The sequence below is a fragment of the Streptomyces sp. GMY02 genome, from assembly GCF_019056675.1.
GTDB lineage: Bacteria > Actinomycetota > Actinomycetes > Streptomycetales > Streptomycetaceae > Streptomyces > Streptomyces odonnellii.
The window spans coordinates 8,333,412-8,356,496 of sequence record NZ_CP077658.1 but is presented as its reverse complement, the minus strand read 5'-3'; the positions used below and the strand labels follow the sequence as shown (position 1 = coordinate 8,356,496).

Annotated in this window: 21 protein-coding genes and 2 pseudogenes; 5 read left to right on the top strand and 18 right to left on the bottom strand. The window is 69.6% G+C overall.

Translation table 11 applies throughout. The features are described 5' to 3' along the window. Nucleotides 1-139: 139 nt before the first annotated feature. The 4 genes from KQY30_RS35170 to KQY30_RS35155 all read right to left on the bottom strand — a co-directional run bounded on the left by KQY30_RS35170 (nucleotide 140) and on the right by KQY30_RS35155 (nucleotide 5,499). Nucleotides 140-3,331: a tetratricopeptide repeat protein gene (locus tag KQY30_RS35170; RefSeq protein WP_217310532.1), complete on the bottom strand. Its 3,192-nt coding sequence runs from the start codon at nucleotides 3,329-3,331 to the stop codon at nucleotides 140-142. 34 nt (nucleotides 3,332-3,365) lie between these two features. Next, nucleotides 3,366-3,806, bottom strand: a complete 441-nt coding sequence (locus tag KQY30_RS35165) for a hypothetical protein (RefSeq protein ID WP_217310531.1) — start codon at nucleotides 3,804-3,806, stop codon at nucleotides 3,366-3,368. Between the two features lie 398 nt (nucleotides 3,807-4,204). After that, entirely contained in the window at nucleotides 4,205-4,639 is a 435-nt protein-coding gene (locus tag KQY30_RS35160) for a peptidase inhibitor family I36 protein (protein ID WP_217310530.1), read from the bottom strand. 464 nt (nucleotides 4,640-5,103) lie between these two features. Further along, complete coding sequence (locus tag KQY30_RS35155; protein WP_217310529.1) at nucleotides 5,104-5,499, bottom strand: GNAT family N-acetyltransferase; 396 nt, start codon at nucleotides 5,497-5,499, stop codon at nucleotides 5,104-5,106. Between the two features lie 509 nt (nucleotides 5,500-6,008). Between KQY30_RS35155 and KQY30_RS35150 the strand changes: the two genes are divergently transcribed. Next, nucleotides 6,009-6,986, top strand: a complete 978-nt coding sequence (locus KQY30_RS35150) for a helix-turn-helix domain-containing protein (protein ID WP_217310528.1) — start codon at nucleotides 6,009-6,011, stop codon at nucleotides 6,984-6,986. A 468-nt stretch (nucleotides 6,987-7,454) separates the two neighbouring features. Here KQY30_RS35150 and KQY30_RS35145 read toward each other — a convergent pair whose 3' ends face one another. Further along, a complete protein-coding gene (locus KQY30_RS35145; RefSeq protein WP_217310527.1) occupies nucleotides 7,455-7,913 on the bottom strand; it encodes a MarR family transcriptional regulator in 459 nt (152 codons plus the stop codon). Continuing rightward, nucleotides 7,910-8,404, bottom strand: a complete 495-nt coding sequence (locus KQY30_RS35140) for a MarR family winged helix-turn-helix transcriptional regulator (RefSeq protein WP_217310526.1) — start codon at nucleotides 8,402-8,404, stop codon at nucleotides 7,910-7,912. Before KQY30_RS35140 ends, KQY30_RS35145 begins: the two co-directional genes overlap by 4 nt. 50 nt (nucleotides 8,405-8,454) lie before the next feature. Between KQY30_RS35140 and KQY30_RS35135 the strand changes: the two genes are divergently transcribed. Further along, entirely contained in the window at nucleotides 8,455-8,811 is a 357-nt protein-coding gene (locus KQY30_RS35135; protein ID WP_217310525.1) for a hypothetical protein, read from the top strand. A gap of 430 nt (nucleotides 8,812-9,241) precedes the next feature. Beyond that, a complete protein-coding gene (locus KQY30_RS35130; protein WP_217310524.1) occupies nucleotides 9,242-9,637 on the top strand; it encodes a hypothetical protein in 396 nt (131 codons plus the stop codon). Nucleotides 9,638-9,685: 48 nt separating this feature from the next. On the opposite strand, the gene KQY30_RS35125 is transcribed toward KQY30_RS35130, so the two are convergent. After that, nucleotides 9,686-10,186 carry a nuclear transport factor 2 family protein gene (locus KQY30_RS35125; RefSeq protein ID WP_217310523.1) on the bottom strand — a complete coding sequence of 167 codons (501 nt, stop codon included), beginning with the start codon at nucleotides 10,184-10,186 and terminating at the stop codon, nucleotides 9,686-9,688. 361 nt (nucleotides 10,187-10,547) lie between these two features. Further along, nucleotides 10,548-12,044 (bottom strand): IMP dehydrogenase, encoded by a 1,497-nt coding sequence (locus tag KQY30_RS35120; RefSeq protein ID WP_217310522.1) that lies wholly within the window; start codon nucleotides 12,042-12,044, stop codon nucleotides 10,548-10,550. Between the two features lie 510 nt (nucleotides 12,045-12,554). Here KQY30_RS35120 and KQY30_RS35115 point away from each other — a divergent pair. Then, nucleotides 12,555-13,079: an NUDIX domain-containing protein gene (locus tag KQY30_RS35115; protein ID WP_254407478.1), complete on the top strand. Its 525-nt coding sequence runs from the start codon at nucleotides 12,555-12,557 to the stop codon at nucleotides 13,077-13,079. A gap of 47 nt (nucleotides 13,080-13,126) precedes the next feature. Here the strand turns inward: KQY30_RS35115 and KQY30_RS35110 are convergent, their stop codons facing one another. The 6 genes and pseudogenes from KQY30_RS35110 to KQY30_RS35085 all read right to left on the bottom strand — a co-directional run bounded on the left by KQY30_RS35110 (nucleotide 13,127) and on the right by KQY30_RS35085 (nucleotide 16,189). Continuing rightward, a complete protein-coding gene (locus KQY30_RS35110) occupies nucleotides 13,127-13,801 on the bottom strand; it encodes a Type 1 glutamine amidotransferase-like domain-containing protein (protein ID WP_217311510.1) in 675 nt (224 codons plus the stop codon). A 68-nt stretch (nucleotides 13,802-13,869) separates the two neighbouring features. Continuing rightward, nucleotides 13,870-14,018: pseudogene (locus KQY30_RS36945) on the bottom strand (helix-turn-helix domain-containing protein); the annotation flags it as partial. A 335-nt stretch (nucleotides 14,019-14,353) separates the two neighbouring features. Further along, nucleotides 14,354-14,731: a toxin Doc gene (locus KQY30_RS35100; protein ID WP_217311508.1), complete on the bottom strand. Its 378-nt coding sequence runs from the start codon at nucleotides 14,729-14,731 to the stop codon at nucleotides 14,354-14,356. Next, nucleotides 14,728-14,976, bottom strand: a complete 249-nt coding sequence (locus tag KQY30_RS35095; protein ID WP_217310521.1) for a ribbon-helix-helix domain-containing protein — start codon at nucleotides 14,974-14,976, stop codon at nucleotides 14,728-14,730. The genes KQY30_RS35100 and KQY30_RS35095 overlap by 4 nt, the downstream gene beginning before the upstream one ends. A gap of 206 nt (nucleotides 14,977-15,182) precedes the next feature. Then, nucleotides 15,183-15,335 (bottom strand): annotated as a pseudogene (locus KQY30_RS35090) (IS5/IS1182 family transposase); the annotation flags it as partial. 83 nt (nucleotides 15,336-15,418) lie between these two features. Continuing rightward, on the bottom strand, nucleotides 15,419-16,189 hold the full coding sequence (locus KQY30_RS35085) for a hypothetical protein (protein WP_217310520.1): 771 nt from the start codon (nucleotides 16,187-16,189) through the stop codon (nucleotides 15,419-15,421). Nucleotides 16,190-17,185: 996 nt separating this feature from the next. On the opposite strand from KQY30_RS35085, the gene KQY30_RS35080 reads away from it, so the two are divergent. Then, nucleotides 17,186-18,151, top strand: coding sequence for an SGNH/GDSL hydrolase family protein (locus KQY30_RS35080; protein ID WP_217310519.1), 966 nt, complete (start codon nucleotides 17,186-17,188; stop codon nucleotides 18,149-18,151). 581 nt (nucleotides 18,152-18,732) lie between these two features. On the opposite strand, the gene KQY30_RS35075 is transcribed toward KQY30_RS35080, so the two are convergent. The 4 genes from KQY30_RS35075 to KQY30_RS35060 all read right to left on the bottom strand — a co-directional run bounded on the left by KQY30_RS35075 (nucleotide 18,733) and on the right by KQY30_RS35060 (nucleotide 23,069). Then, the gene (locus tag KQY30_RS35075; protein WP_217310518.1) at nucleotides 18,733-19,662 is read right to left on the bottom strand and encodes a S1 family peptidase; all 930 of its coding nucleotides are present in this window, start codon (nucleotides 19,660-19,662) and stop codon (nucleotides 18,733-18,735) included. 292 nt (nucleotides 19,663-19,954) lie between these two features. Next, complete coding sequence (locus tag KQY30_RS35070) at nucleotides 19,955-21,733, bottom strand: FtsX-like permease family protein (RefSeq protein WP_217310517.1); 1,779 nt, start codon at nucleotides 21,731-21,733, stop codon at nucleotides 19,955-19,957. Between the two features lie 2 nt (nucleotides 21,734-21,735). Further along, nucleotides 21,736-22,530 carry an ABC transporter ATP-binding protein gene (locus tag KQY30_RS35065; RefSeq protein WP_217310516.1) on the bottom strand — a complete coding sequence of 265 codons (795 nt, stop codon included), beginning with the start codon at nucleotides 22,528-22,530 and terminating at the stop codon, nucleotides 21,736-21,738. Then, nucleotides 22,527-23,069 carry a PadR family transcriptional regulator gene (locus KQY30_RS35060; protein WP_217310515.1) on the bottom strand — a complete coding sequence of 181 codons (543 nt, stop codon included), beginning with the start codon at nucleotides 23,067-23,069 and terminating at the stop codon, nucleotides 22,527-22,529. The genes KQY30_RS35065 and KQY30_RS35060 overlap by 4 nt, the downstream gene beginning before the upstream one ends. Nucleotides 23,070-23,085 lie beyond the last annotated feature (16 nt).

The window sequence follows — 23,085 nt, the reverse complement described above, 5'->3', positions numbered from 1 at the left end:
CGCTCCGACGTCCCCAAGTACCACGCAGCCCTCACCCGTGCGCTGACACTGCCGACCACAGCCTTCTTCGGCGCGCGGGCGCGCACCGAATCGGTGTAGGTGTCGGTGGTGGTGAGGTCCTGGCCGGAGGAGCCGAAGATCACGCTGTTGTCGACGACCTGCCGTGCTGTCCCGCCTCCGTGATCCGGCGCAGATTCTCCGCCGCCGGAAGACACTTGCCCCGCGCCGAGCGGCCGTACCAGAGCACGGCCTCCTCCATCCGCCCCTGCTCCTCGTACAGGGTGCCCAGGTTGTTCATGGCGAAGAGGCCCTGCTCGTCGCCGAGGCTGTCGAAGATCTCGATCGCCTCCCGTAGCGCGGCCTCGGCCTCCTCGTAGCGGCCTGTCCCGCCGAGGGGGTTGGCGAGCTGCATGAGCGCCTGTGCCTCGCCGTCGCGTTCGGCGAGTTCCCGGTAGCGGCGCAGCGCCGACTCGCAGGCCGCGAGGGCCTGTTCGTGCTTGCCCTGACTGGCCAGGCAGCCGCCCAGATTGTTCGCGGCCACCGCGACGAAGTGGTCGTTGCCCAAAGTCTCGAAGAGCCGCCCCGCCTCCTCGTAGTACGCCTCGGCCTGCGCCGACTCGCCCCGCATGTGCCGCACCATGCCGTAGCTGAGCAGCGTACGGGCTCGGTACGCGGCAAGGTCCGGCTGTCCGCCGGGGCGCGGGGGCGCCGGCGGATCCGGTGGCTCAGTGGCCTCCGGTGCCGTGAACAGCGTCAGTGCCTCGGCGTGGATCGAAGGTGCGTCGGGGGCGGCACGGGCCTTCTTCAACGTCGTGGCGTAGTTGCTCACTGCGGCCTGCGCGAGGTCGTTCTCGTCTCCGGCGAGGAGCAGTGCGGCCCGGTGGGCGGCCCGTACCGACTCGCGCAGCCGTCCCACCGTGCTCAATTGCTCTGCCAGCCCGAGACGTACGCCGGCCTCCCGCCGCGAATCCCCGGCCGCCGCGTGCGCGTCCGCCGCCTCGCGGAGGGCGTTCAGGGCGTCCTCGGGCCGGTACATCTCGCCGTACACAACGGCAATCCGGGACAGCATCCGCCCTCGACCGCCCTGGTCGTCCAGCTCGGCGAAGACCGTCTCGGCCCGCCGGTACAACTCCACCGCCCGGCGGTACTTCTTCCCGGTGTCGAAGCACAGCCCCAGCTCCCCCAAGGACTCCGCCTCCAGCGAGCGCTCGCCGCTACGGTGGAAGGCCGCAGCCGCCTTCTCCAACGCGTCGACCGCGGCCTTGTGCTCGCCGGCCTGCCTGAGTGACTTCCCCAACTGCGCGGTCGCGATCGCGACACCGTACGCGTCTCCAGCCCCTTCGAACACCGCGATGGCGCGCCGGCAGGTCCCGATCTCGCCGTCTTGGCCACTCGCCTCGGTGCGACCGTCCTGACTGTCCCGGTCCTCCTGACCGAATGACATGGCGGCCAGATTGACCAGCGCCGCCGCCTCACCCCGCACGTACCCTTCCCTCCGGAAGACCGCGATCGCCCGGCGCAGCATCTCCCGGCCCTCGGCCTCCCGCCCCATCCGGGCCAGACAGGACGCCCGGTTGACGTCAACCTCCGCCACGGAGCTGCTGTCGTCCCGGCGGGCGAAGAGCGCTGCGACCGCCGAGAACTGCTCGTACGCCTCGCCCAGCCGGCCCTCCTCCATCAGAACCAGGCCAATGGCATTGGCGGCGTTTGCCTCACCGACGGGCCTGTCCGCCGCCCGGAGCAGTTCGGCGGCCGTCTCCAGCACCGGCAGTGCCTCACCGTTGCGGCCAGCGGCGGTGAACGCCCTCCCCAGATTGAGCGTCGCGTCCGGTACACCCTCCTCACCGAGCGCCTTCGCCGCTCGCAAGCCGGCCCGTGCGGTGAGAATCCACTCGTCGAGGTGGCGGCGCAGCTCGAAGAAGCTCGGCAGCCGCAGGGCAAGCACCAGCACGAGCTCCCACTCCTCACTGCCGGTGGCCCAGACCCTCAGGGCCACCAGATTCGGCAGCTCAGCCTCCAGCCAGTCGATCGCCTGCCCGCGTTCGGGCAAGGGCCCGTCCCCCGACTCCGGTCCGGCGATGTGCGCTTCGGCATCCCGCACATTGAAGGCGTAGAACTTGATCAGCCGTCCGGCCGCGCGCCCGCGCCCGTCCCTCTCCCTGTTCTCCCATCCGTGCTCGTTCGCGTAGAGCCGCAGGAGATCGTGCGTCCGCCATCTGCCGTACGCCGCGCCGCGTTCCACCAGGTGCGCCCGGTGCAGGGCCTCCAGGGTGCGGCGAGCCACCGGCTCGCGGACGTCCAGCAGCGCCGCCGCGGTCCGCACCTCGACGTCCGGACCCGGGTTGAGCGGCAACAGGCGAAAGAGCAGAGCCTGGCGGGCGTCCAGCCGCCGGTAGGAGAGGTGGAAGGCCGTCCGTACCGCAGCCTCTTCCCGCTCCAGCTCGTCCAGCCGCTCGTCACGCGCCTCCGCGAGATCGCGGGCCATCGCCGCCAGCGGCCTGTCGGGCTGATCGGCGAGCAGCGCCGTGACGATCTGCAAGGCGAGCGGCAGCCGTCCGCACAACCGGGCGATCTCGGCGGCCACCGTGGGCGCGTCCGCCACGCGGGTGTCGGACGCGCCGTTGGCAGCGGTCAGGCCGTCCTCCAACAGTGCGACGGCCTCGGCTGGTTGCAGTTCCGTCAACCGATGCGTCCGCGTGCCGGGAACGCCGAGGGCGTGCCGGGAGGTGATCAGCACGGCGGTGGCACCGTCGGACGGCAGCAAGAGCCGTACGTCCTCGGCGGCGGCCGCGTTGTCGAGGACCACCAGCAGTCGGCGACCGGCATCGGCGTACGTGCGCAGGATCGTTGCGTACAGCCTGGCGCGTTCCTGCGCCTCGGCGGGTACATGCTCGGCCGGCACGCCGAGTGCGCGCAGGAAGCCGGCCAGTGCCTGCTCGGGCGGCAGGCGGCGCTCGGGGTCGTAGCCGAAGAGGTCCACGAAGAGGACGCCGCCGGGAAACCAGCCCTCGCGGCGCAGCGCGCGGGCGGCGACCTGAAGGACGAGTTCGGTCTTGCCGACGCCGGGCATGCCGGTGACGACGTGGGCGACGCAGTCGTCCGCCTGGTCCGGGTCCAACGCCTGTGCGAGGTCGTCGAGATATGTGCTCCGGCCGCTGAACAACCGTGTGGGGGCCGGGAGTCCTTCCAGGGCGGGGGTGATTCGCTCCGGGACCTGCAGGACGAAGTCACGGCCGACGTTGCCGACGGTGATGAGGTCGCCCGAGACCAGATTGTGGGAGGTGTCCTGGTAGATGTCGCGGAGAGCGTGGGTGAGCGCAGGCTCAGGCATGACCTCCTCTGTACCCGGGCCTGCGCCCTCCGCCTCAGGACTTGCGGCCGATGGTGATGTCACGGCCGGCCGAACCGATCACGATCGCGTCGCCCGTGATCTTGTTGTGGGAGAGGGTCTGAGTCACCCGGGTCGCCCGCTCCTCCGGCAGCGCGGCCCGAGCCTGCGAGACCAGCGCCTCCAACTCACCGCGGGCTTCCGGGTGTTCGTCCAGGAAGTCCTGAAGACGCGTCTCCCACCGCCCGGCCACCCGCGCGAGCACGGCCGCCTCGTCGGCCTCGTCTGCCTCGGAGACCCGTACGACCTCGGCAGCGGACTCGTCCAGCCGCGCCAGCGCACGCTGCTCGCGCTCTGCGCTGCCGCGCCCGAGGATCCGGGCCAGTGTGTCCCTCGTGCTTTGCCACGCCTGCTCGGCCATCGACTCCGTGAAGGTCGTAGCCCCCGCAAGTGCCAGCGCGGCCACCCATTCCAGCATGTCGTCCTCCCCCGGCAGCGCCCCCGCGGGCCGCCTGTCCCTGCCCTCAGCGTAGGGGACGGGACCGGGCAAGTGTGGGTAGTTCGGCTCCGGGCTCGCACCGTACGCGACGTGCGGAAGCCGCACCGTCCAGGTCGGCCTGGAGGAAGCACTCCCTGCGGCCCGCCCATCGCCTGAGCCCCCTGCCTCGCACAGCAGGACTCGCGTTGTCGGCACCCGCAGCCCTCATCGGCCAGCGCCCCCAACGCCACATGCATCGAAATGAGGCTGAGCATCGCCCGCCCCCGGGCCATGTGCGGCCGTGGACGCCCGCGGGAGCCGCCCTCACGGCCGGAGGCTCCGGGTGGCAGCACCCGGTGCGGCATGGCCGCGAGGACAGCTCAGTCGAGTGTCAGCCGTTACTTGACCCAGAGAACGCAACTCGCCGCGTTGTCGCCGGTGCCGAGCGAAGGCTTCTTCTCCTGGGGCGACAAGACGGATATCAGGTTGGTGCACTTCGCAGGGTCGCTCGGGTGCGGGGTGGCGTAGAGGTAGACGGTGTAGCTGGTGTCGTTGTAGGCGGAGCTGGTGTCGTTGTCGACGCTCGCAGAGCTGCCGTTCCAGGTGTTGTTCGAGAAGTCGGGGTCCGATCCGGTGAACGACTTCTCCAATCCCGTGAAGTTGGCCCCGTCATAGATCCAGAACCGCTCGGGCTCCGCTGCCGCGCCGACGGCAGACGCGGGCGCGGGCGCGGCCGAGACCGGCCCGGCGGCGATGACCGGGGCAGAGACCGCGACCAGGGCAGCGACTACTGCGGCGGTGAAGCGGACGCGTGAGATGTGCGGTTTCAGCATGGTGTTACTCCCCTTGTGGTAGCGGCCGGGGATCCATCGCCCCGGCGCGAACCAAATCCTTCTAGGGAGCCGCCGCGGAGACCTTGACACAGCGTCCACTGTCCTTGACGGAGAGACCACACTTCAGCCACGCCCGGAACGGCTCCGCATCAAGAAAGCTGGTCACGTCCTCACCATCGGATGCGCACGGGTCGAGCACGGCTGTCGAGCGCGTCTTCGGCCGGCCTCAAGAACTGGCGAGGTTGCCTGAACACCCACTCGCAACGGGCGAGCGCGTCGGCAACTGCGCCAGACCACATCCGCTCATCCTCGACGCGGCGGGCAGCCGCACGAGTCCTCGCTGAAACGCCCCGGATCCGCCGAACCACAACATGTTTGCGAGGCCGCCACCGCTCAGCACGGACGGCCTTCGGGCGCCTACGCGGCATCGCCGTTTCTGATCCACATGCCGTCATCCCACGGTGTTATAGGGCGATCAGACCGGCTGTCGACTCCTTGAAGCCGCAGGCATTGAAATAGAACGCACGCAGATGCTCCTCGAAGTCAACGTGGAGCCATTCGCACTTCGCGGCGCGAGCTTCGCGAGCCGCTGCTGCGATCAGCGCGCCACCAACACCTTGCCCCTGGTGATGCTGTGCGACCACCGTGTCCAGGATGAAGGCGTGAACGCCGCCGTCCCAGACCACGTTGACGAAGCCGACCAGGGAGCCGCCATCCCGGGCGCAGACCCAGCCAAGGCTATGGCGCTCAAGTCGTTGTCTCCAGTCGGTCTGGGCGACCGGGTGGCCGAAGCCGTCAGCATGCAGCGCGTTAAGGGCGGCGTTGTCGAAGTCGTCGCGCCACTTGTACTCGATCGTCACTCCTCGATCGTAGGGTCCGGGCCAGGTCCGGCAATCGAATTACGGAGCGAGGAGAACCCGCTTGCGGCAGAGTTCGAATCCAGCGCGGCCGAACATCTGCCGCTTGAGCATCTTGATCCGATTGGCGTGGCCCCCTCCACTCCACGACACCGGAGTTCCACGGAAGTGAGGGGCCGACAACGACGGCGTCGAGGTCGCGTTCGGAGCGGTCGCGGTACGGGCGGTACGGACCGCGTTCTGGGGGCGAGGCTGTCGGCCTTGGCCCCGCTCGTACCGGCCCGCCCGGCGCGCGGGACCTTCCGTCGCGGAACGATTCGTCAACTGCGCCTGGACCGGACCGCCATGGCGACCGCCCCGACCAGGCCCGGCGGCTGCTCAGGTCAAGGGGCGACCCACCAGCCGGAAGCTTGTGGGACCCGAGGCATGAGGCTCGGCGGGCCGGGAGTGATCCTTCGTCGCGCCCGCGCACCGTCCGGAGCCGATACGGTGACGCCTGGGGAGGGAGCAGCATGATGGAGACGGTCTTTCACAGCGAAGACCTTCCGCCGGCCGAGCGGCTGGCCCGCTTCGACGCGTTTCAGGGCGACAGTCTGTACCCGATACGGATGGAGAGCAGCGACCGGGCACGGTTCAGCGCCACGGCGCGTGCGCTGGACCTCGCGACCGTGAACGTCATAGAGCTGACCTGCTCGCCCTCGGACGTACAGCGCACACCGCGGCTGATCCGGCGGTGCGACCCCGAGCTGTACTCGGTCATCTTCGCCCTGCGTGGCGGGCTCGGTGTCGTCCGGGACGGCCAAGAGGTGGAGTTGGGACCGTTCGACTTCGCGCTGCACGACAGTTCGCGCCCCTTCGACATGAGGATCGCCGCCGACCGCGGGACGGCCACGCTCGTACACGCCCTCGTACCGCGCGCGCTGCTGCCCCTGCCCGCGGACCGGAGCGCGGGGCTGATCGCGGTGCCGCTCCCGGGTCGCGAGGGCGTGGGGTCGCTCCTCACTCAGTTCCTCACCAGCCTGACCACCGACTCCGCCGCCTACCTGCCGGCCGACGCCCCCCGGCTGGGTACGGTCGCCCTCGACCTGCTGACCGCGGTACTCGCCCACCACCTCGACGCCGACGCGCGCGTGCCGGACGGCTCCCGGCAGCGCGCCCTGCTCCTGCGCATCGAGGCGTTCGTACAGCAGCATTTGCACGACCCCGAGCTGTCACCGGGCTCCATCGCCGCCGCCCACCACATCTCCGTCAGCTACCTGCACCGTCTCTTCCGCGCGCGCGACGACACCGTCGCGGCCTGGATCCGCGGCCAGCGCCTCGAACGCGCTCGCCGTGACCTCACCGACCGTACGCTCCGGACCGTAGCCGTCCACCGGATCGCGGCCCGCTGGGGCTTCCCGGACCACACCACCTTCACCCGTGCCTTCCGCGCCGCCTACGACCTCCCGCCCCGGGACTACCGCCGCCAGGCCCTCGACTCCCCGGCGTAGCCGGATTTCGCGTGGCCGCCGGGCGGTCGCTCAAAACTCCAACCGTCCTCGGGGAGTGCGGTGAATCCTGCATCCGCTGCTCCCGTATGTCGAAGGCGTCCGCGACCGACGTCCGGCCCGCGTGGGCCGCCCGTGTGGTCGCGGACGCGATGCCCAGGCCGATGACTCCGGGCACACGCGAGCCGGCCCGAGTCCGCGACGAAGCCAATCGCCGCGGCGTGCCGAGCGGCTCGGGGCGATGGCGGCGGGCCGGCGTACGAGTACCGCGGCGACGGCGCCGGACTCGGCCCGCTCCCGGATCCGCTGCCACCCTTGGCAGCGGTCCGGATCGGGCTAGCCGTACGCGTCGGTGATCACCTCGGTGACCGTCAGCCCACGTTCCCGCGTTCCCGCATTAAGGCGTGGGCAGCCGGGCGCCTTTGTACTGCTCGGCTCGGTCGGCGGTCAGGTGGTCAGGTGGTCAGGTGGTCAGGTGGTCAGTGCCGCAAGCTCCGCGTTGGCGCGCTCGGTGACCAGGGCGAGGACGCGGCCGGCGGCGGCCAGGTCCTCGGCGGGTATCCCGCCCCAGACGCGGGCGCTGAGGGGGGCGGTCTCGGCACCGACGGCGGCCGTCAGCTCGCGCCCTGCGTCGGTGGGGCGAAGGTACGCGCCGTCCGCGACGAGTAGCTGCTTGGCCAGCAGCTCGTCGACAGTGGTGCGGATGTCGTCCGGATCGGCCTTGAGGTAGCCGCGGACCTGGGTGACGAGTTCGTCGGGCGTTGGCGGGGTGTCGGCGTTAAGGGCGGCCCGCAGGGCGATCTGCTGCTGGAACGTGATGCCGTGCCGGGCCAGGACGTGTTCCAGGATGCCCCGGGCGGCGTAGTGGGCCAGCGCGAGTGCGCGGGCGTCGGCGACGGGTTCGTTGGTGGTGGATGCGGTGGTGGTCATGGTGTTGTCCCCTGAGTGTTCTCGTCGTTCGGCACGGATGGAGTGAGAGGTACGTCGAGCAGGGTCGTCAGCTCGTCGGCGAACGCGCGCGTCCGCGGGGCGTCGAGGCCGCCGAGCGGCTCCAGCAACTGCTGAAGCAGTTGCTGGACCACTGCGATGGCCTGCCGGGCGACGGCCTGGCCCTGCTCGGTGAGGGCGAGTTGTACGGCGCGCGGATCGCGGGGGTCCCGGGTGCGCTCGATCTGACCGGCCGACTCCAGGGCGCGCGCCAGCTTCGAGACGTACAGCGCCTCCAGGCCGGTGTGGTCCGCGAGTCGGCGCTGACTGGGCCGCTCGCCGGTGCGCTGTATGCCGTACAGCGACGCGACCAGTACGTACTGCGCGTGGGTGAGACCCAGCGGAGCCACCGCGCGATCGACCGCGACGCGCCACTTGTTGGCGAGCCGCCATACCAGGAAGCCGGGCGTGGGGCCCGATGAAACCTTGCCCATGCCGAATAGAGTACATGGACACTATGTCCATGGCTACTATTTTCTGATGGATGCGTCGGCGCACCCCGATCAGACCAACAAGAGCGAGGACCAGCCGTATCAGCCTCTTCGTCCTCGGCGTCCTCGACGGCGTCCGGGTCCAGGAATGGACGCAGGCCCTGGCCGGGGCTGCGGTAGCGCCGGGGACCCCCTCCCGCATCGCGGCTGCTCCGCGTACGGCCGGGTCCATCCGGCGGGGCGGGGCGACCTCCTGGTACGCGGCGAGCGCCCGGCGGTTGCCGTCCGCGGCGATCTCCCGGGTGCGCACCGGACCGGCGGGCGCGACCGCCGTGCACTCGGCGACCAGCGCGCCGATCGCCGTTCCGAGGCGCACCGGCTCGTACCGGTCCGAGGTGTCACACTCGTAGGCGTTGAAGAAGGCCCTGCGGGTTGGGGTCGCGCTCGATCGACAGCAAGTACGCGGCCGGGAAGCAGCGGAAAGGCGCGCTCGGCGTTCCTGAGCGACGGTACGGGCAAGGCCGGCCAAGGCGAAGGCCACTCCGGCGCTGGCGAAGCCGGGCGGCGCCACACCGCATCGCCGTTCTTCTACGAGGGCGCATACGCCGGCACGGCCGTCTGCTGACAAGCACCCGCACCATTGGGAGATCGGCCGACGGACCGTGCACCATCGCAGGCCGATCCCCCGTGTACGCGCCCTACCCTCGACGCTTGCTGTTTTCGACAGGTCCTCACACCGGTAGCTCGTTCCTACCAGCCCGACCTCGGCTGCGGCTTCCATCCGATGGCGACCGTGTTCGCCAAGCCGGTCGAGGTGCTCCAGCCAGCGAGAATGGTCCAGTGCTTCTGAATCCTGAGAAATCCCTGTTCATCCGGGGCGCCATACCCGTACTCCTGCTGGCCGACGCGCCCGTGCATGGCGCCCTTCCGGTCCTGACCGCGCCCGACGGGGCGGTGCCCCGGTGCGAGGGATGGAGCATCGTCCCCAAGCTCACGCTGTGTGTTGTGGACGGACCCGGCGAAGCCGGGCTCGTCGTCCCCGCCCTCGCCGCGCCAGTGATAGACAGCGCAGACGGCAGCAGCGAGCCGGGCAACATGGCCGACTGGTGCGCGGACGCCGAACATGCCAGGGGCGCGATCGTCCTGTCCCTCGACCAGTTTCCCGAAGTGCTCGACTGGGACCGCCTGTTGGGCTCGGGCGCCGCCCGCGGCGGCTTCCTGCCAAGCATGAGCTGATCCTGATCCGCCCGGTGGCAACGGCATGCGTCTCCCCGCCTGTTTCACTCATCCGTGCCGTATGTCGGAGCTGGCTTGCTCCGCTGCTGCTGCTTCGAGGCGCTCGGTCGGTCCAGCAAAGGCCAGATACAGGGAACGGGAACTGAGAAGCCAACGACCTTCGGCCTTGAGGAACGTGTCCTCGTAGTGGCCGACCTGCGTAGGTGGCCGCGGGGGCGCGAAACTGCCGGTATGTCCGTCGACACGGTAGGTCGTGAAGTAGGTGGTCGCGATGGCTGTTGCCTCGGATGTGACGGTGACCAGGATGTTCGCGCATATCCGTCGCGAGAGCCGGTCGGCGGGCCGACCAGCGAAATACGATCGAAGTGCGTCACGCCCCTGAATCCGGCGGTCACCTTCCGCCCACTCCCAGAACCCGACATCCGTTAACAGATCGGCCACGTCACCCGGGTCACCGAGGTCGAGCTTGTGGACAAACTCGACGATGAGACGTTCACAAGCTCGCTCAGCAAACAGACGGTCTGTGGGATCCAGTGCTTCAGTAGCCATCCCCGTGTCGTATCAGAATGATCAAGGACTCCGCGACAGCATTTGCCGCGCCCACACGCATCGCGCGGGTCTGTCGCTCAGGCGCGGCAATAGCCGCGCGGGGCGGTCTTCCGGATACGAACCGGCCCGGTGGGCACGGGCCGGGAGGTGTCGGCCGGGTCGGAGACACGTACGGACCGGGCTCCGGGATCTGTGTCGGCGAAGGTGGCCGACTATCCCACCGAGCAGCTCGGCATCGCGAACGCATCGGCGCTGAAGACGTACGGCGATCGGAAGAACACCCGGCTCGTCCAGAGGAGGGGGTATTCCGGCCACGCACTATTCCCCCTCCCGTCCGCAGTCCGTGGCCCCTGTCAGCCTCTCAAGCGACGGTCGCAGAGGCGTCACGCAGGGTGACGTTGGCATGGCTCTCCTGGAAGCTCTGGTCGGAGACCAGGGTCAGCCGGGCTGTGGACTGGAACTCCGGAAGAGTGGCGGAGCCGCAAGACACCATCGTGTTCTTGAGCTTGGCAATGGTCACGGCGAGCCCCTCGTTGAGGTCGCCGGCGTAGGGGACGTAGCCGTCGACGCCTTCCTCGAAGACCAGGCCCTCGCCGCCCTGGCCGTAGCGCTGCCAGTTGCGGGCACGGTTCGAGCCCTCGCCCCAGTACTCCTTCACGAAGCCGTCACGGGTGGGCAGCTTCGCGCCGGCCGCCTGGTCGAAGCGTGCGAAGTAGCGCCCCATCATGACGAAGTCCGCTCCCATCGCCAGCGCCAGGGCCACGTGGTAGTCGTGCACCAGCCCGCCGTCGGAGCAGATCGGAACGTACTCGCCCGTGCGCTTACGGAAGGCGTCCCGGGCCGCGGCGACGTCCAGTACCGCGCTGGCCTGGCCACGGCCGATGCCCTTCTGATCGCGGGTGATGCAGATGGAGCCGCCGCCCACGCCGACCTTGACGAAGTCCGCACCGGCCTCGGCGAGGAAGGTGAAAGCCTCACCGTCGACTACGTTGCCGCCGCCGATCGGGATCTCCGGGTAGTGCTTCTTCACCCAGGTCAGGGCTTGCGCCTGCCAGTCGCTGTAGCCGTCGGAGGAGTCGAAGCACAGTGCATCCGCACCCGCCTCCAGCAGGGCGGGGACGCGCTCTTGGTAGTCGTGGGTGTTGACGCCCGCGCCCACGCGCAGACGCTTGGCGGTGTCCACGGTCTGGTTCGGGAAGCGCTTGGTGTCCGCGTAGTCGGACCGGAAGACCAGATACTGCAGGTGGCCCTCGGTATCGAGCACCGGGAGGCAGTCCAGCCTCTGATCCCACAGCAGCGTGTTGGCCTCGGAGAGCGTGATGTCGGCTCCGGCGTGGGGCAGGTCGGCGATGGCAGTCATCCGACTGCCCACTGGTCCGTCGAGGTCATGGCGCTGGGGATGGAAGTCGCGGGAGGTCACCAGGCCGAGCAGGCGGCCGGTCGCGCTGCCGTCGTGGGTGACCGCGGCGGTGCTGTGACCGGTACGTCGCATGACGGCGACCAGGTGGCTCAGGCTGTCCTCGGGGCAGACGTTGGTGTCGCTGGTGACGAATCCGGCCTTGAAGTTCTTCACCTGACGCACGGCTGCGGCCTGGTCCTGGATCGACTGGTTGTGGTGCAGGAAGCTCAGACCGCCGTTGCGCGCGAGCGCGATCGCGAGCTCCGGTGTGCTGACAGCCTGCATGATCGCCGATGTGAACGGGGAGCCGAGTTCGATCGCCGACTGCTCGCCCACGACGTGCCGCACCAGGGGCGTACGCAAGTCGACTGTCGCGGGCGAGCAGTTGGTCTGGGTCCGGTTCGGCAAAAGCAGAAACTCGTTGAACGTCCTTGAGACCTCGGCGATGATCTGTGCCACTCGTTCCTCCTGACCCGTCGGCCGGAGCCCGACTGTCCGGCCGTGAAGACCGCGCCGTGTCCCAAGACCCGTGCAGGCAGATGCCTGCTCGGCAGCGGTGGAGGTGCCACGAACTGCGGCAGAGCCCTGACCTGCCCGTCATTCGAACCGGGTGCGGTCGTGACCCGTCACCCTATCGATTGCCTTGCTGCGGCACGAATCCCGTGCGATTCACCGGCGATCGCCGGTCGTGGTGTCTCCTTCTGGTCGTCGGCCCGTGCCGCGAGCTACGGCGAAACCGAGAGCGGCCGCATGGTGCCGGTAAAGGCATGGGAGCCGGGAACCGGGACGGCTCTTGTCGTCGATCCCGGGCGAGGCACCCCGCTCCAGCGCGCTCGGCGTAGCGCATCGTTGTCTGAGGGGCCAGGTGCTGAGGCCGGGGCGGACTCCGTCATGTCGTCGCTGGGTGGGATGCCTATGGGATGGGTGTGACGTGGCTGCGATGTCAGTGCAGCCACGTACGTTGGCCCGATGATTCAGAAAGCGGTCGACGAGCGGGCCGTCGAGGAGGCGGTCGACGATGCCGAACAGGCGATAGCCGAGTTCGATGGGGCTTGCCGGTGGCTGGCCACTGCCCGGCAGGGATTGATGGAGCCCCTCGCGGCAGAGGTCTGGGTGTTCGACAAGGGTCTTACCCAGGTGGTGTTGGTGAAGCACCGTTGGCGGGGTTGGGTTCCTCCGGGCGGGAAGGTCGAGTCTGGGGAGACACCGCGCGATGGTGCGACCCGAGAGCTTTTCGAGGAGACGGGCCTTCGGGTGGAACTGCTGCCCCAGCCGGCAGCGGTTGCGGTTCGCTCCTATCACCCGGACTGGCCGGTCACTCTCGGGTTGTCGTATACCGCTGTCGTTGATGCAGCGGTCTCGTTTGTCTCGGAGGCCGGGCAGCCGGTGGCTTGGAAGAGGTTGGACGAGGGCTGGGAGAGCTGTTTTCCCGACGATCTGTCCCGAATCCGTCAGCATGCCGCTTGGTTGGCTGATCGGCTGGACCGTCACTGATGGACTGCTGTGGTTCCTCCACGGCGGGCGAGTTCCGCAAGAACGCCTCACGAGGTCGGGTTGAACAGCTTCCAGTGGCCCTCGGAGACCACTTCGACGGCGCCGTCGGCCACCTTGATGGCGGTCTGCTCGTCAATCGCATACGCCGGCCCCGCGATCCCGGCCGCCCATCGTTCTGCCTCGGCCATGGTGTTTTCCGGACACGCCGGATGATCCAGGTGCGGGAAGATCGAAAAATCAACCACGCCCAGCGTGCTGTCGCCGCCGGTGGGCGGCTTCCATCCCACGAAGTTCTCCCCGATGCGGGGGGTCATCACCAAGCTCCCGGCGCTGAGTCCCACGTAGACCGTGTCGGACAGCGACGGCAGGAGTTCAGCCAGCCCGGATTCCCGCATCCAGTGGCCCAGGTACAGCGCGTCACCACCATTGACCAGCAGGACGTCGGCCTCCCGGACCCAGGAGACCCAGCGCGCTTCGTCGATGCTGGGCAGCGCGGTGAGTTCCAGCACGCCCACCGACTTCCACCCCAGCTCGGTCATGGGGCTGGGGGATCGTCCGCTGATGAACCGCCATGGCCCGCCCGGATCGGCGTCGGGGGCTCCGTACCCCGCGGTGGGGATGCAGAGGGCGCTGGACTCAGCGATCGGCCTGCCCAGGAGGTCGACCAGCGCCTTCTGGATGCTCGCGTTCTTGACACCGGAGTCGGTGAGGAGAAGCTTCATCATGCCCTTCCCGAGGAATGTCGTCGACGTGGTCAGAAGCAGTAGTTGGTCTGGCTGAACGGGCGCGCCTCCAGGTTCGGCTTCCGCCGGCCGGTCTCGATCCTCGACAGCGTGCTCGGCGAGATGCCAGTCGCACGGCTGACGCCGGTGACGTGGCGCCGCGCTGCTCGCGCGGGGCCCGCAGCCGACGGCCCGCAGGTCCCACGCGCGCTTCCATCCCCGCGAGTTCGGCGCGGGCCCCTCCCGCACGAAGCGTTACACGCCTCGGCTGCCGAGAGGTCGGCGCCCAGTTCGTGGTGCTGCCGCGGGACGTTCTGGGGTCTCCGCCCATTCGCCCGCGGCGGGGCGTTCGGCGGCTGGGAAGGTGCGCGGGTCGCGCTCCGGGACGGCGATGACGGGACCCGGCCCGAGGGGACGTCGTGTGTGGGGCATGAGGTAATTCTCGCCCGGCTGGCCCAGCGCCGTGATCGGCAGAGAAGCGGCGCGGGAACCGTGCAGCGAGAGCCGTTGCCTTCGCCGCTCGGTTCTCTCTGCACCACGTGGCGCGGCTGTTCAGATGCGCCAGGTGCGGATACGGTCGGCCGCGTCGTAGGCGTCGGTGCGCCCTGTGTCGATGTCGCGGGCGAGGTCGATGAGTGCGCCGTAGGGGGCGTCGATGCCTTCGCCCGCGGCGTTCATGTACGCGACGGCGATGCCCGCACCGAAGAGCGCGTTGCGGGCGGGGAGGGGGCGGAGCCGGATGATGGCGTGCATGAGGGCTGCGGCGCGCCAGGCGTTGTCGACGGTGGCGCCTATCCTGGGGGTGTTGACGCGGTGGCGGCCGACGGCGGCGACGAGGTTGGAGAAGTCATGGACCGTGGGGTGCTTCGGGAGGACTTCCGCCTGGCGTTCGAGGAGCCAGCGGATGTCGATGTAAAGGTCCATGGTCAGGCGGCCCGTCCCGGCGCGTCGAGACGGGCTGGTGTGTCCTCGGGGAAGGCGGCGTCGAACGCGTCCGCAGCGCCGTCTACGAAGTCGCGGAAGACTGCGGCGGCGCCTTCGAGGCGGGGGTCCCGAACCGCGTCGTGCGCGGCTTGCGTGATCAGCGCGGTCACCGTAGTGCCCTCGGCCTCGGCACGCTCCTTGAGCAGCGCGTACAGCTCGTCATCGACCCGGATCGTCACTGGCTTCGACATACCACCGACTGTACAGCAAGGCGTACAGCACAGGTACGGACCGACCCGGGCGGACACGTTCCCCGGACCGGTCCGCACGGCGAGAAGGTCCGGGATCAGGACACTGAGCGTTGGCCCGTAATCGATCTTCGAGTCGGTGTGAACGTGGTCAGTCGAGGTCCGGCACGCTCGTTCATCCGGTGAGGGCGGGAGTATGGAGTGGGGCGATGCCGGACTCCGTCGCCTTCAAGGCGGCAGTCGCGGAGGATCTTCCAGGTACTCATGCGGGCGAAGACGTGGTGCTCGACGCGGGCACGGACCTGCCTGTGGGACGTGTTGTGGGCTTCCTTCCAGACGGGCAGGTCTTCGCCCTTGGGGCGGCTCGGCCGGGGGTGGTCTGCCGGCCCTATGACCGTCCGCCGCGGTACCGGTCGCGGCGGACGGTCACTTCACCGGTCCGGGCTCACTTGACATCGACGAAGTCGGCCGAGCCGACCGTGGCCACGGTGAGGCTCGTGCCCGCGAAGTTGTAGCGGTACGTGCCGTCCGCCGTCGCCTTCACGGTGGCCGAGACCCAGCCGTTGCGGTCGGTGTTGATCTTCTTCAGCGTGACGAAGGGGCCGCTCGTGCCTTTGCGGTACTGGAGCACGACCTGGTGCCCGATGAGGGGCACGTTCTTGCGGTTCTCCCAGCTTGCGACAGTCATCTGGGCCTTGACCGTGAGGTTCTTGCCCTTCTGCACCTGCTGCGGTGTGGCAATGGTCTGGGACATGTACGTGTTGCGCTTGATGCGGGCCAGGTACGCCCCGTTCCCACGGGTGACGTTGCCGTCGCCGTCGACGGCCACGGGGGTGATGACCCAGACACCGGCGAGAGCGTTGCTGCGGAGGTTGACGCTCGGGTCGGCGGTCACGAGGGCCTCGCAGAAGGAGGTGGTCTCGTTGAGCCGCACACAGTGGCTGGACCCGACCATGAGCCCGCGGACCTTCGCTCCGTCGTCCCCGTTCCGCAGCTCGTACGACACGCTCCGGACGCCGGACGGGTCGGTGACCGTCGCGCCGACCGTGAACGTCCTCTTCACCGCGGCCTCGACGCCGACGGTGTAGTCGCGGTTGTGGTTGACATCGATGTTCCAGAACTGCGTGCCCGAGTCGTCTTGGGCGGCCCCGGCGGCCGGTGCGGTGAGAGCGGTCACGGCCAGGACGGCACCGAAGGCGATGGCGCGTCTGCGCATGCTGTTGTTTCCTCACGCTCGATGGAACCGAATGATCACTTCACCCGCGTCAGACAAGGGGGGCGCCCGGAAGGTTGTGCACTCTCGCGGCCCCGGCCTGTCGGCGACGGGTGAATCGTGGTTCTGGATCACTCCTAGCGCGGGACTGACGGGTGGTCACCGCCGGGGACGTATCCGGCACGACGGGTCAGCGGGCGGGGAGGCTGCGCTTGTGCAGGAGGTCCGCGTCGGCCCGGCCGAATATCGGCCGCTTCAGCGTCTTGATCCGGTTCATCCGCCCCTCCCCCGCTCCCGAACTGAACGGTAACGTCGACCGCGCCGGAAAACCCTGCCGTTCCCGCTGCCAAAGCCTGTCGCCGACCTGATGCGGGTCCGTATCCGGTCCCCCAGCACCTGCCCTATGCCATTAGCAGAAGCTCAGAGTGGCTTTTTCCTGGCCGTCAGCCCGGACAGCCAATGAATCCGGTCAGCTTCCAAGTCCACGTCCACCTGCGGAAGATCGGAGTCCCGCCGCAGCGCGGCAGGACCTCCGCCATTCACCAACTCGTTCTCCGGGCCCCGGCTCCCGTCATCGCGAAGGCGCTCGGCTGCCCCGACAAGACAGACACCAGCCACCCGCCTGGTCACCGAAGCCGGAGGAACATGGAGCGGATACGCCACCGCATGCGGGCCTACCAGTCCCAGGGACCATGTTTCCCAAGGCCGTTGGCGGCCGGAGGTCGAACTCGAGCTTGTCGATGATCAAGAACAAGACAGTCGCAGAGAGGACATGTGCCCGGCCGGGATCCCGCAGTCGATCAAGAACCTACCCCACGCTGCGCAAGTACAGCACCAGAACGGTCGCTCGCAGGAGGCAAGCGGTCGACACGCTGAACCCCCGTCACCTGCAGAGACGCAGCCTGCAGTCGATCATGACTGTCTGTATTGGATCTAGTGCGCTTAGCGACATTCCTCTTATGGTCAAAGCAACACCAACACCGCATCCATGGAGGATTCGTGGCACGCTTCCACACTCGTCTGGCCCTGCTCGGCTCGGCCGCAGCTCTCACCGCCGGCGCCGCCGTTCCCGCGCAGTTCGCCGGGGCCCAACCCGCCGCCGCCGCGGACCGCCAGTGGGTTGCGCTGGGTGATTCGTACACCGCCGGGGTCATCCCGGCCGCGGGCGACACCTTCGAAGTCCCGCGCGACGGCTGCGAGCGCACCGACCGGTCCTACCCCCAGGTCATCGACCGCGATCTCGGCTCGCTCTTCGACCTGACCAACGTGAGCTGCGGCGCCGCCACCATCGAGAACGTCACCGACGAAGCCCAGGAGCCGATCGGCCGTCACCTGCCGCCCATCTCCGAGGACCCGGACTACCCCTTCCCCGCGGTGCCGCCTCAGTCCGCGGCGGTGGGCCCCGGCACCGATGTGATCAGCGTCGGCGTGGGCGGAAACACCCTCGGCTTCGCCGACGTCCTCCGCAAGTGCCTGGAGCTGGGCCAGGAAAGCGGCGGCGTGGGCACGCCGTGCAAGGACGCGCTGGCCGCCGGTATCCCAGCCCGGCTGAACAAGGTGAGCCAGGAATACGACCGGATGCTCACCGTGCTCCACGAGCGCGCCCCGCACGCGAAGATCCTGGCCGTCGGCTACCCCACCATCGTCCCCCAGGACGCGTCCAAGTGCCGCTACAGCGACCTGACGCAGTTCGGCTCGGTCACCCAGGGCGACCTGGACTGGCTGCGCCAGGACATCCTGGAACCCCTCAACAAGACCATCGAGAAGTCGACCGGCACACAGGAAGCCGCCAGCTTCGTCGACTTGTACGACTCCTCCCGGAACCACAGCGTCTGCGACGCCGGCAAGTGGATGGAAGGCTTCATCACCGCCCCTGACCAACTGTCCTTCGTACACCCCAACGCGCTCGGTCACCGCAACGCCGCGGACCACGTTGAAGAAGCGATGCTGAACGCCATCGGCTGAGCTGCCCCGTACCCGGCACCTCCGCCGACGAACTACAGCGAACTGGCCTCCCGGCACCAGCCGGAGGCCAGTTCCGCATTCCGCGCAAACCCCAGGCCCAGCCTCGAACTCCCAGGAGCCCGGCTCCACCCCCGCAAAACCGCAGCACCGCTTTTCGAACGGCGTGGCAGCGAACGCTCGAACGCGGTGCTGCCGGACTGCCCGTTTCCGTTTACGGGTTACCGCCAGCCGCAGGGCTCGATCGGCGACGGGCCGTGTGACGGGTAACTGATCATTTCAGAATGAGTGTGGCTGAGTGCTCCAGTTGGCACTTGTACAGCTGAGTTGGCACCTTGGCCCCTGGTCTTGTGTATGCGACCGAAACAACGGACACAGATCCGGGCCGATCAGACGTGGGAGTGGGTGGATGAGCGCAGATGTGGAGCGGGAGCGCTGGGAGCTACGATCCGGAGCCGGTGTGGGCCCGCCCGTCCACCCGGCGATCCGCCTTCGCGCGCGCCCGCCAGGCCCCGCGGTGCCCGGGGTGAGGCGAGCAGGCGCGGCGTCTGCCGGGCGCGGACGCCGCTCCCGTGCCGACCGGGTCAGGTGAGCGTCAGGCCGTATGCGGTCAGTACCTCGTTGACCGGCTGCCAGTAGGTGATGCCCGACGTGGTGCAGGACGTGGTGCCACCGGACAGCAGGCCGAGCGCCAGGCTTCCGGAGAAGGAGGCCGCTCCGCTGTCGCCCGGGGCGGCGCAGCCGTTCGCGCGGAACAGCCCGTGGACGGCGCCGTCGGCGTAGTTGACGGACACGTTGAGAGCCTGCACGGTGGCGGGCCGGCAGTTGTAACCGGCGATATTGAACGGCATCCCGACCCGGGGCTCGGTGGACCCGGTGATGTCGACCTCGGTCTGCCCGCACCGGACGGTGCCGGGCCGGGGGATCGTGGAGTTGTCGTACCGGACGACCCCGTAGTCGTTGCCCGGGTAGCTGGAGCCGACCGTGGGGCCGATGGAGGTGGTGAGCGACGAGTCCAGGTACCAGTGGCTCACGTCCTTGGTGCAGTGTCCGGCGGTGACGAAGTAGTCCCGGCCGTTGTAGACCGTGTTGAAGCCGAGCGAGGCCCTCGTGTCGAACCCGTAGATGTACTCGCCGCCCTTCACGAACGGCGTCATCTCACCGGCGGGCTTCCGCAGTTCGGCGGCTGTGGCCAGCTCTCCGGGGATCCGCTCGAACTTCAGCGCGCCGGCCAGCTCGCCCGCGGTGCGCCGGATGTGTCCGATCTCCTGGTCGGAGACCGTCTCGTCCACCGACACCAGCACCTTGCCGGTCGCCGGGTCCGCGCTCCACGCCGTGCCCGCGACGTCCGCCTCCAGCACGGCGCCCCGTACGGTGTTCAGCTCCGCGACGCTGAACGTACGGGCCGCGGTCTGGCCGTTCGCCGGGCCGGGCGCCAGTATGCCGGCGGCCAGTGCTGTGAGTGCCCCCGCGACCGCTGCCGATCTGACGCGGGTGGCACACCTGTTCCTCATATGCGCCTCCTCAGTTCACACGATCACACCGTGGCATTACATGTTCACGACAATCCTTTCCCCGGTTCGCCCCGAGGTGCACCTGAACTCCCTGCCGGAGCCGGGCGGACGGACCCACTGCCGCCGAGCGAGTGTCCACGGCCATGGCGCGGCCGGTCACCGCGGTGGGACGGGGGACGGTCGGCGGGCGTGGCACGGCGCGAGCTTCCCCGCCTGAAGCGTGCTTGAGAGCGCCCCTCGCCGACTGTCGGCAAACAGCCGCTTGATCGACGCCCCTGACAGGGAAGGCACGTCAGGCGGGTCCGGCGTTGAGGACGCGTCCGGCGGGGCTGCGGGTGTGGAGCCAGGCGGGCAGGGCGGTCAGTGCCGCTACGGCAAGGAGTACGGCCGGGGCCGCGGTCGCGAGCCAGCTTCCCGGGGGTATCACCACGACCGCGCTGAACAGCGCGAACAGGCCGATCCCGATCGGGATCCCCACCGCGATCGCGCCCACGGCGGGCAGCAGTTGCGCGATGCAGAGCGCCGCGATGACCTGGCCGGGGGTGGCGCCGAGGGTGCGGGTCACGGCCAGGGCACGCCGGGCCTGCACTGCGGCGCTCCAGCTCACGAATACGGTGTTGAGCACGGACAGCGCCACGAGGGCGACCGTGACACCGAGCATGACCTGGCGTGTCACGGCGTTGCGGATCTCCTGGACGGTGGACGTTCCCTGGGCGGTGTCCGCTTCGAGCGACACCTGGAAGGTGAGTACTGCGGTCACCATGACGGTGGTCGCGGCGGTGCCGACGGCGCTCAAAGCCGCACGACTGGGACGGCGTGCGATCAGCCGTACGCCGATCAGGAGCGGTGTGGGCAGATGGGCCGTCATGGCCGTGAGGCGAGGACGGTACGCCGCCAGGTGCGCGGGGTCGGCGAGGGTGTCGACGGTGCTGGAGCGCACGGTGCGCAGGACGGGGCCGAGCGTGCCGATCAGGGTCACCAGCAGGGCGAGCACGGTCGCGGCCGCGACGATTCCGGTCGTCGGCGGGCCGGCTGTGTTGAGCAGCCCGGCACTGGGGTCGGCCAGCGCGGGCGCGGTCAGACATCCCACAGTGACCCCGACGGCGGCGGCCACCACCGTGAGGAGCAGGTACTGCGCGAGCAGCATCGCGGCCACGGTACGGGGCGTGGCGCCGGCCGCCTTGAACAGGCCCGCGCGCCGGTGGTCCCGCGGGGCGCGCACGGCGGCGAGCGACGCGAGGGTGACCAGCGAGGCCGCGGCGAGGAGACCGCCGCCGACGACCAGGGTGGGGCGGGCGAAACTCAGCAGCCGTGTGTCCCCGTCGACGAAGGTCTGCCAGGTATGGGTGTTGACCCAGTCCTGACCCCGGAGGTCGTCGGTGAGGACGGTGTCCGCCCAGTCGCGCGTCGCGTCGGGGTCGGACAGCTTGATGCTCAGCAGATACAGGAGGGGCTCGTCGCCGGCTGCCGCGCGGGCGTCGTCGGTGGTGAGCCAGATCCGGCCGCCACCGTCGGACGGCCCCGGGCCCCCGGCCCAATTGCCCCACGGATAGACGGCGGTGGCCGCGCTGATGGCCGTACCGACAACCGGGTACGGGCGCCCGCCGATGGTGACACGGTCTCCGACATGCACGCCGAGTGCCTGGGCGAAGCCGCGTTCGATGACCGCGCCGCCCCTGCGTACCCACGTGCCGGAGGTCACCAGCGGGCGGTCGACGGCGGACGCCGTGTGCTCGCGCCCCTCGACCGCGGTGTTCTCCGTCCGCCCGTGGGCGCGGACCGTGGTGGAGAACCCGGGCACCGGGTCGGCGAGCGTGTCCACGCCGGGGGCGTCCGCGATGCGCCCGGCCAGGGCGGAGGGGTCCCTGGCGGTGGTGATGGCCGTGATGTCGGGTCCCGCGGTGGCCTCACGGGTCTTCATGTACCCGCTGAACACGGCGTTGTCGGTGGCCATTCCCAGGGCCAGCGACGCGGTGGCGGCGGTGACCGCGAGAAGGAACATGACGGCCTCGCCGGGCCGGCGCCGCAGGTCCCGTGCGATGAGCCGCCAGATCAGCAGCAGACGGCCCATGGTCAGTCCTCCCAGCCGAGGAGCGTGCCGAGCTGCGAGCTGCCCACGGCCAGAGGTGTGTCCTCGGCCGACGCACCGTCGCGGAGGGAGACGACCCGGTCCGCGGTGGCGGCGACGCGTTCGTCATGGGTGACGAGTACGAGGGTCTGTCCGGTGGCCCGCAGGTCGGCGAAGAGGCGGAGAACGTCGTGGGTCGCGGCGGTGTCGAGGTTTCCGGTGGGCTCGTCGGCGAAGACCACGAGCGGCTCGTTGACCAGGGCGCGGGCGATGGCGACCCGCTGCCGCTGCCCGCCGGACAGCTCGGACGGCAGGTGCCGGTCCCGGTCCGCGAGCCCGACACGGTTGAGAAGGGCAGCGGCGCGACGGCGGGCGGTGCGTGGCGAGTCACCGGCGAGCAGCGCGGGCAGCTCGACGTTCTCGGCCGCGGTCAGTTCGTCCATCAGGTGGAAGTCCTGGTGCACGAAGCCGACGGCGCGGCGCCGCAGCCGAGCGAGCGCGCGTTCGCCGAGCAGGTCGATGCGCCGCCCACCGAGCCACACCTCCCCCTCGTCGGGCCGGTCGAGGCCGCTCAGCAGATGCAGCAGCGTCGACTTGCCGCAGCCACTGGGACCGGCCACGGCCACCGTCTGCCCGGCGGGTACATCGAGGTCGATCCCGTCGACGGCCACAACTGTGCTCTCGCCCTGCCCGTAGACCCGCGACAGGCCGACGGCCCGCAGTACCGGACCTGCCGTCACGTCCCCGGAGTCGCCGCGCCGGGACACCGCCCTGCCCCGTCGGCCGCCTCGTGTCGTCATCCGTTCCCTCCGCCTTTCCCGTACGGGGCGCGGGCGGACCAGGTCCGCTCGCACACCTCCAACCAGCGCAGATCGGCCTGCAACCGGAGTGCTATGCCCTCCAGGAGGAGCCCGGCCTCCGAGTCCGTTCCGTGAGTGAGGACGGCGTGCTGGGCCTCGGCGAGGCTGCGCCTCAGTTCACGTCGGCGCGCCTCGACGAGCGCGAGCGGCTCTGCCATGCCCGTCTCCGCGGCGGCCACCAGCTTCAGATGGAACTCCGTCACGTCCGCCCGGGGCCCGGCGGGCTCGGCCAGCCACCCGGCCACCCGCTCCCTTCCGGCTCCGGTCAGCGCGTGCACCTTGCGCCGCGGACCGCGCGCGGACGCGTCCTCGCGTTCCCGTACGACCAGACCCGCCTTCTCAAGCCGGGTGAGCGTGACGTACACCTGCCCGGCGTTGAGCGTCTCGCCGAGCGGCCCGAGCGCGGCGAGCAACCGTCCGCGCAGGTCGTACCCGTGCGACGGCCCCTTGACCAGAAGCGCCAGCACCACGTCCTGCACGGACTGCCCTCCCCCT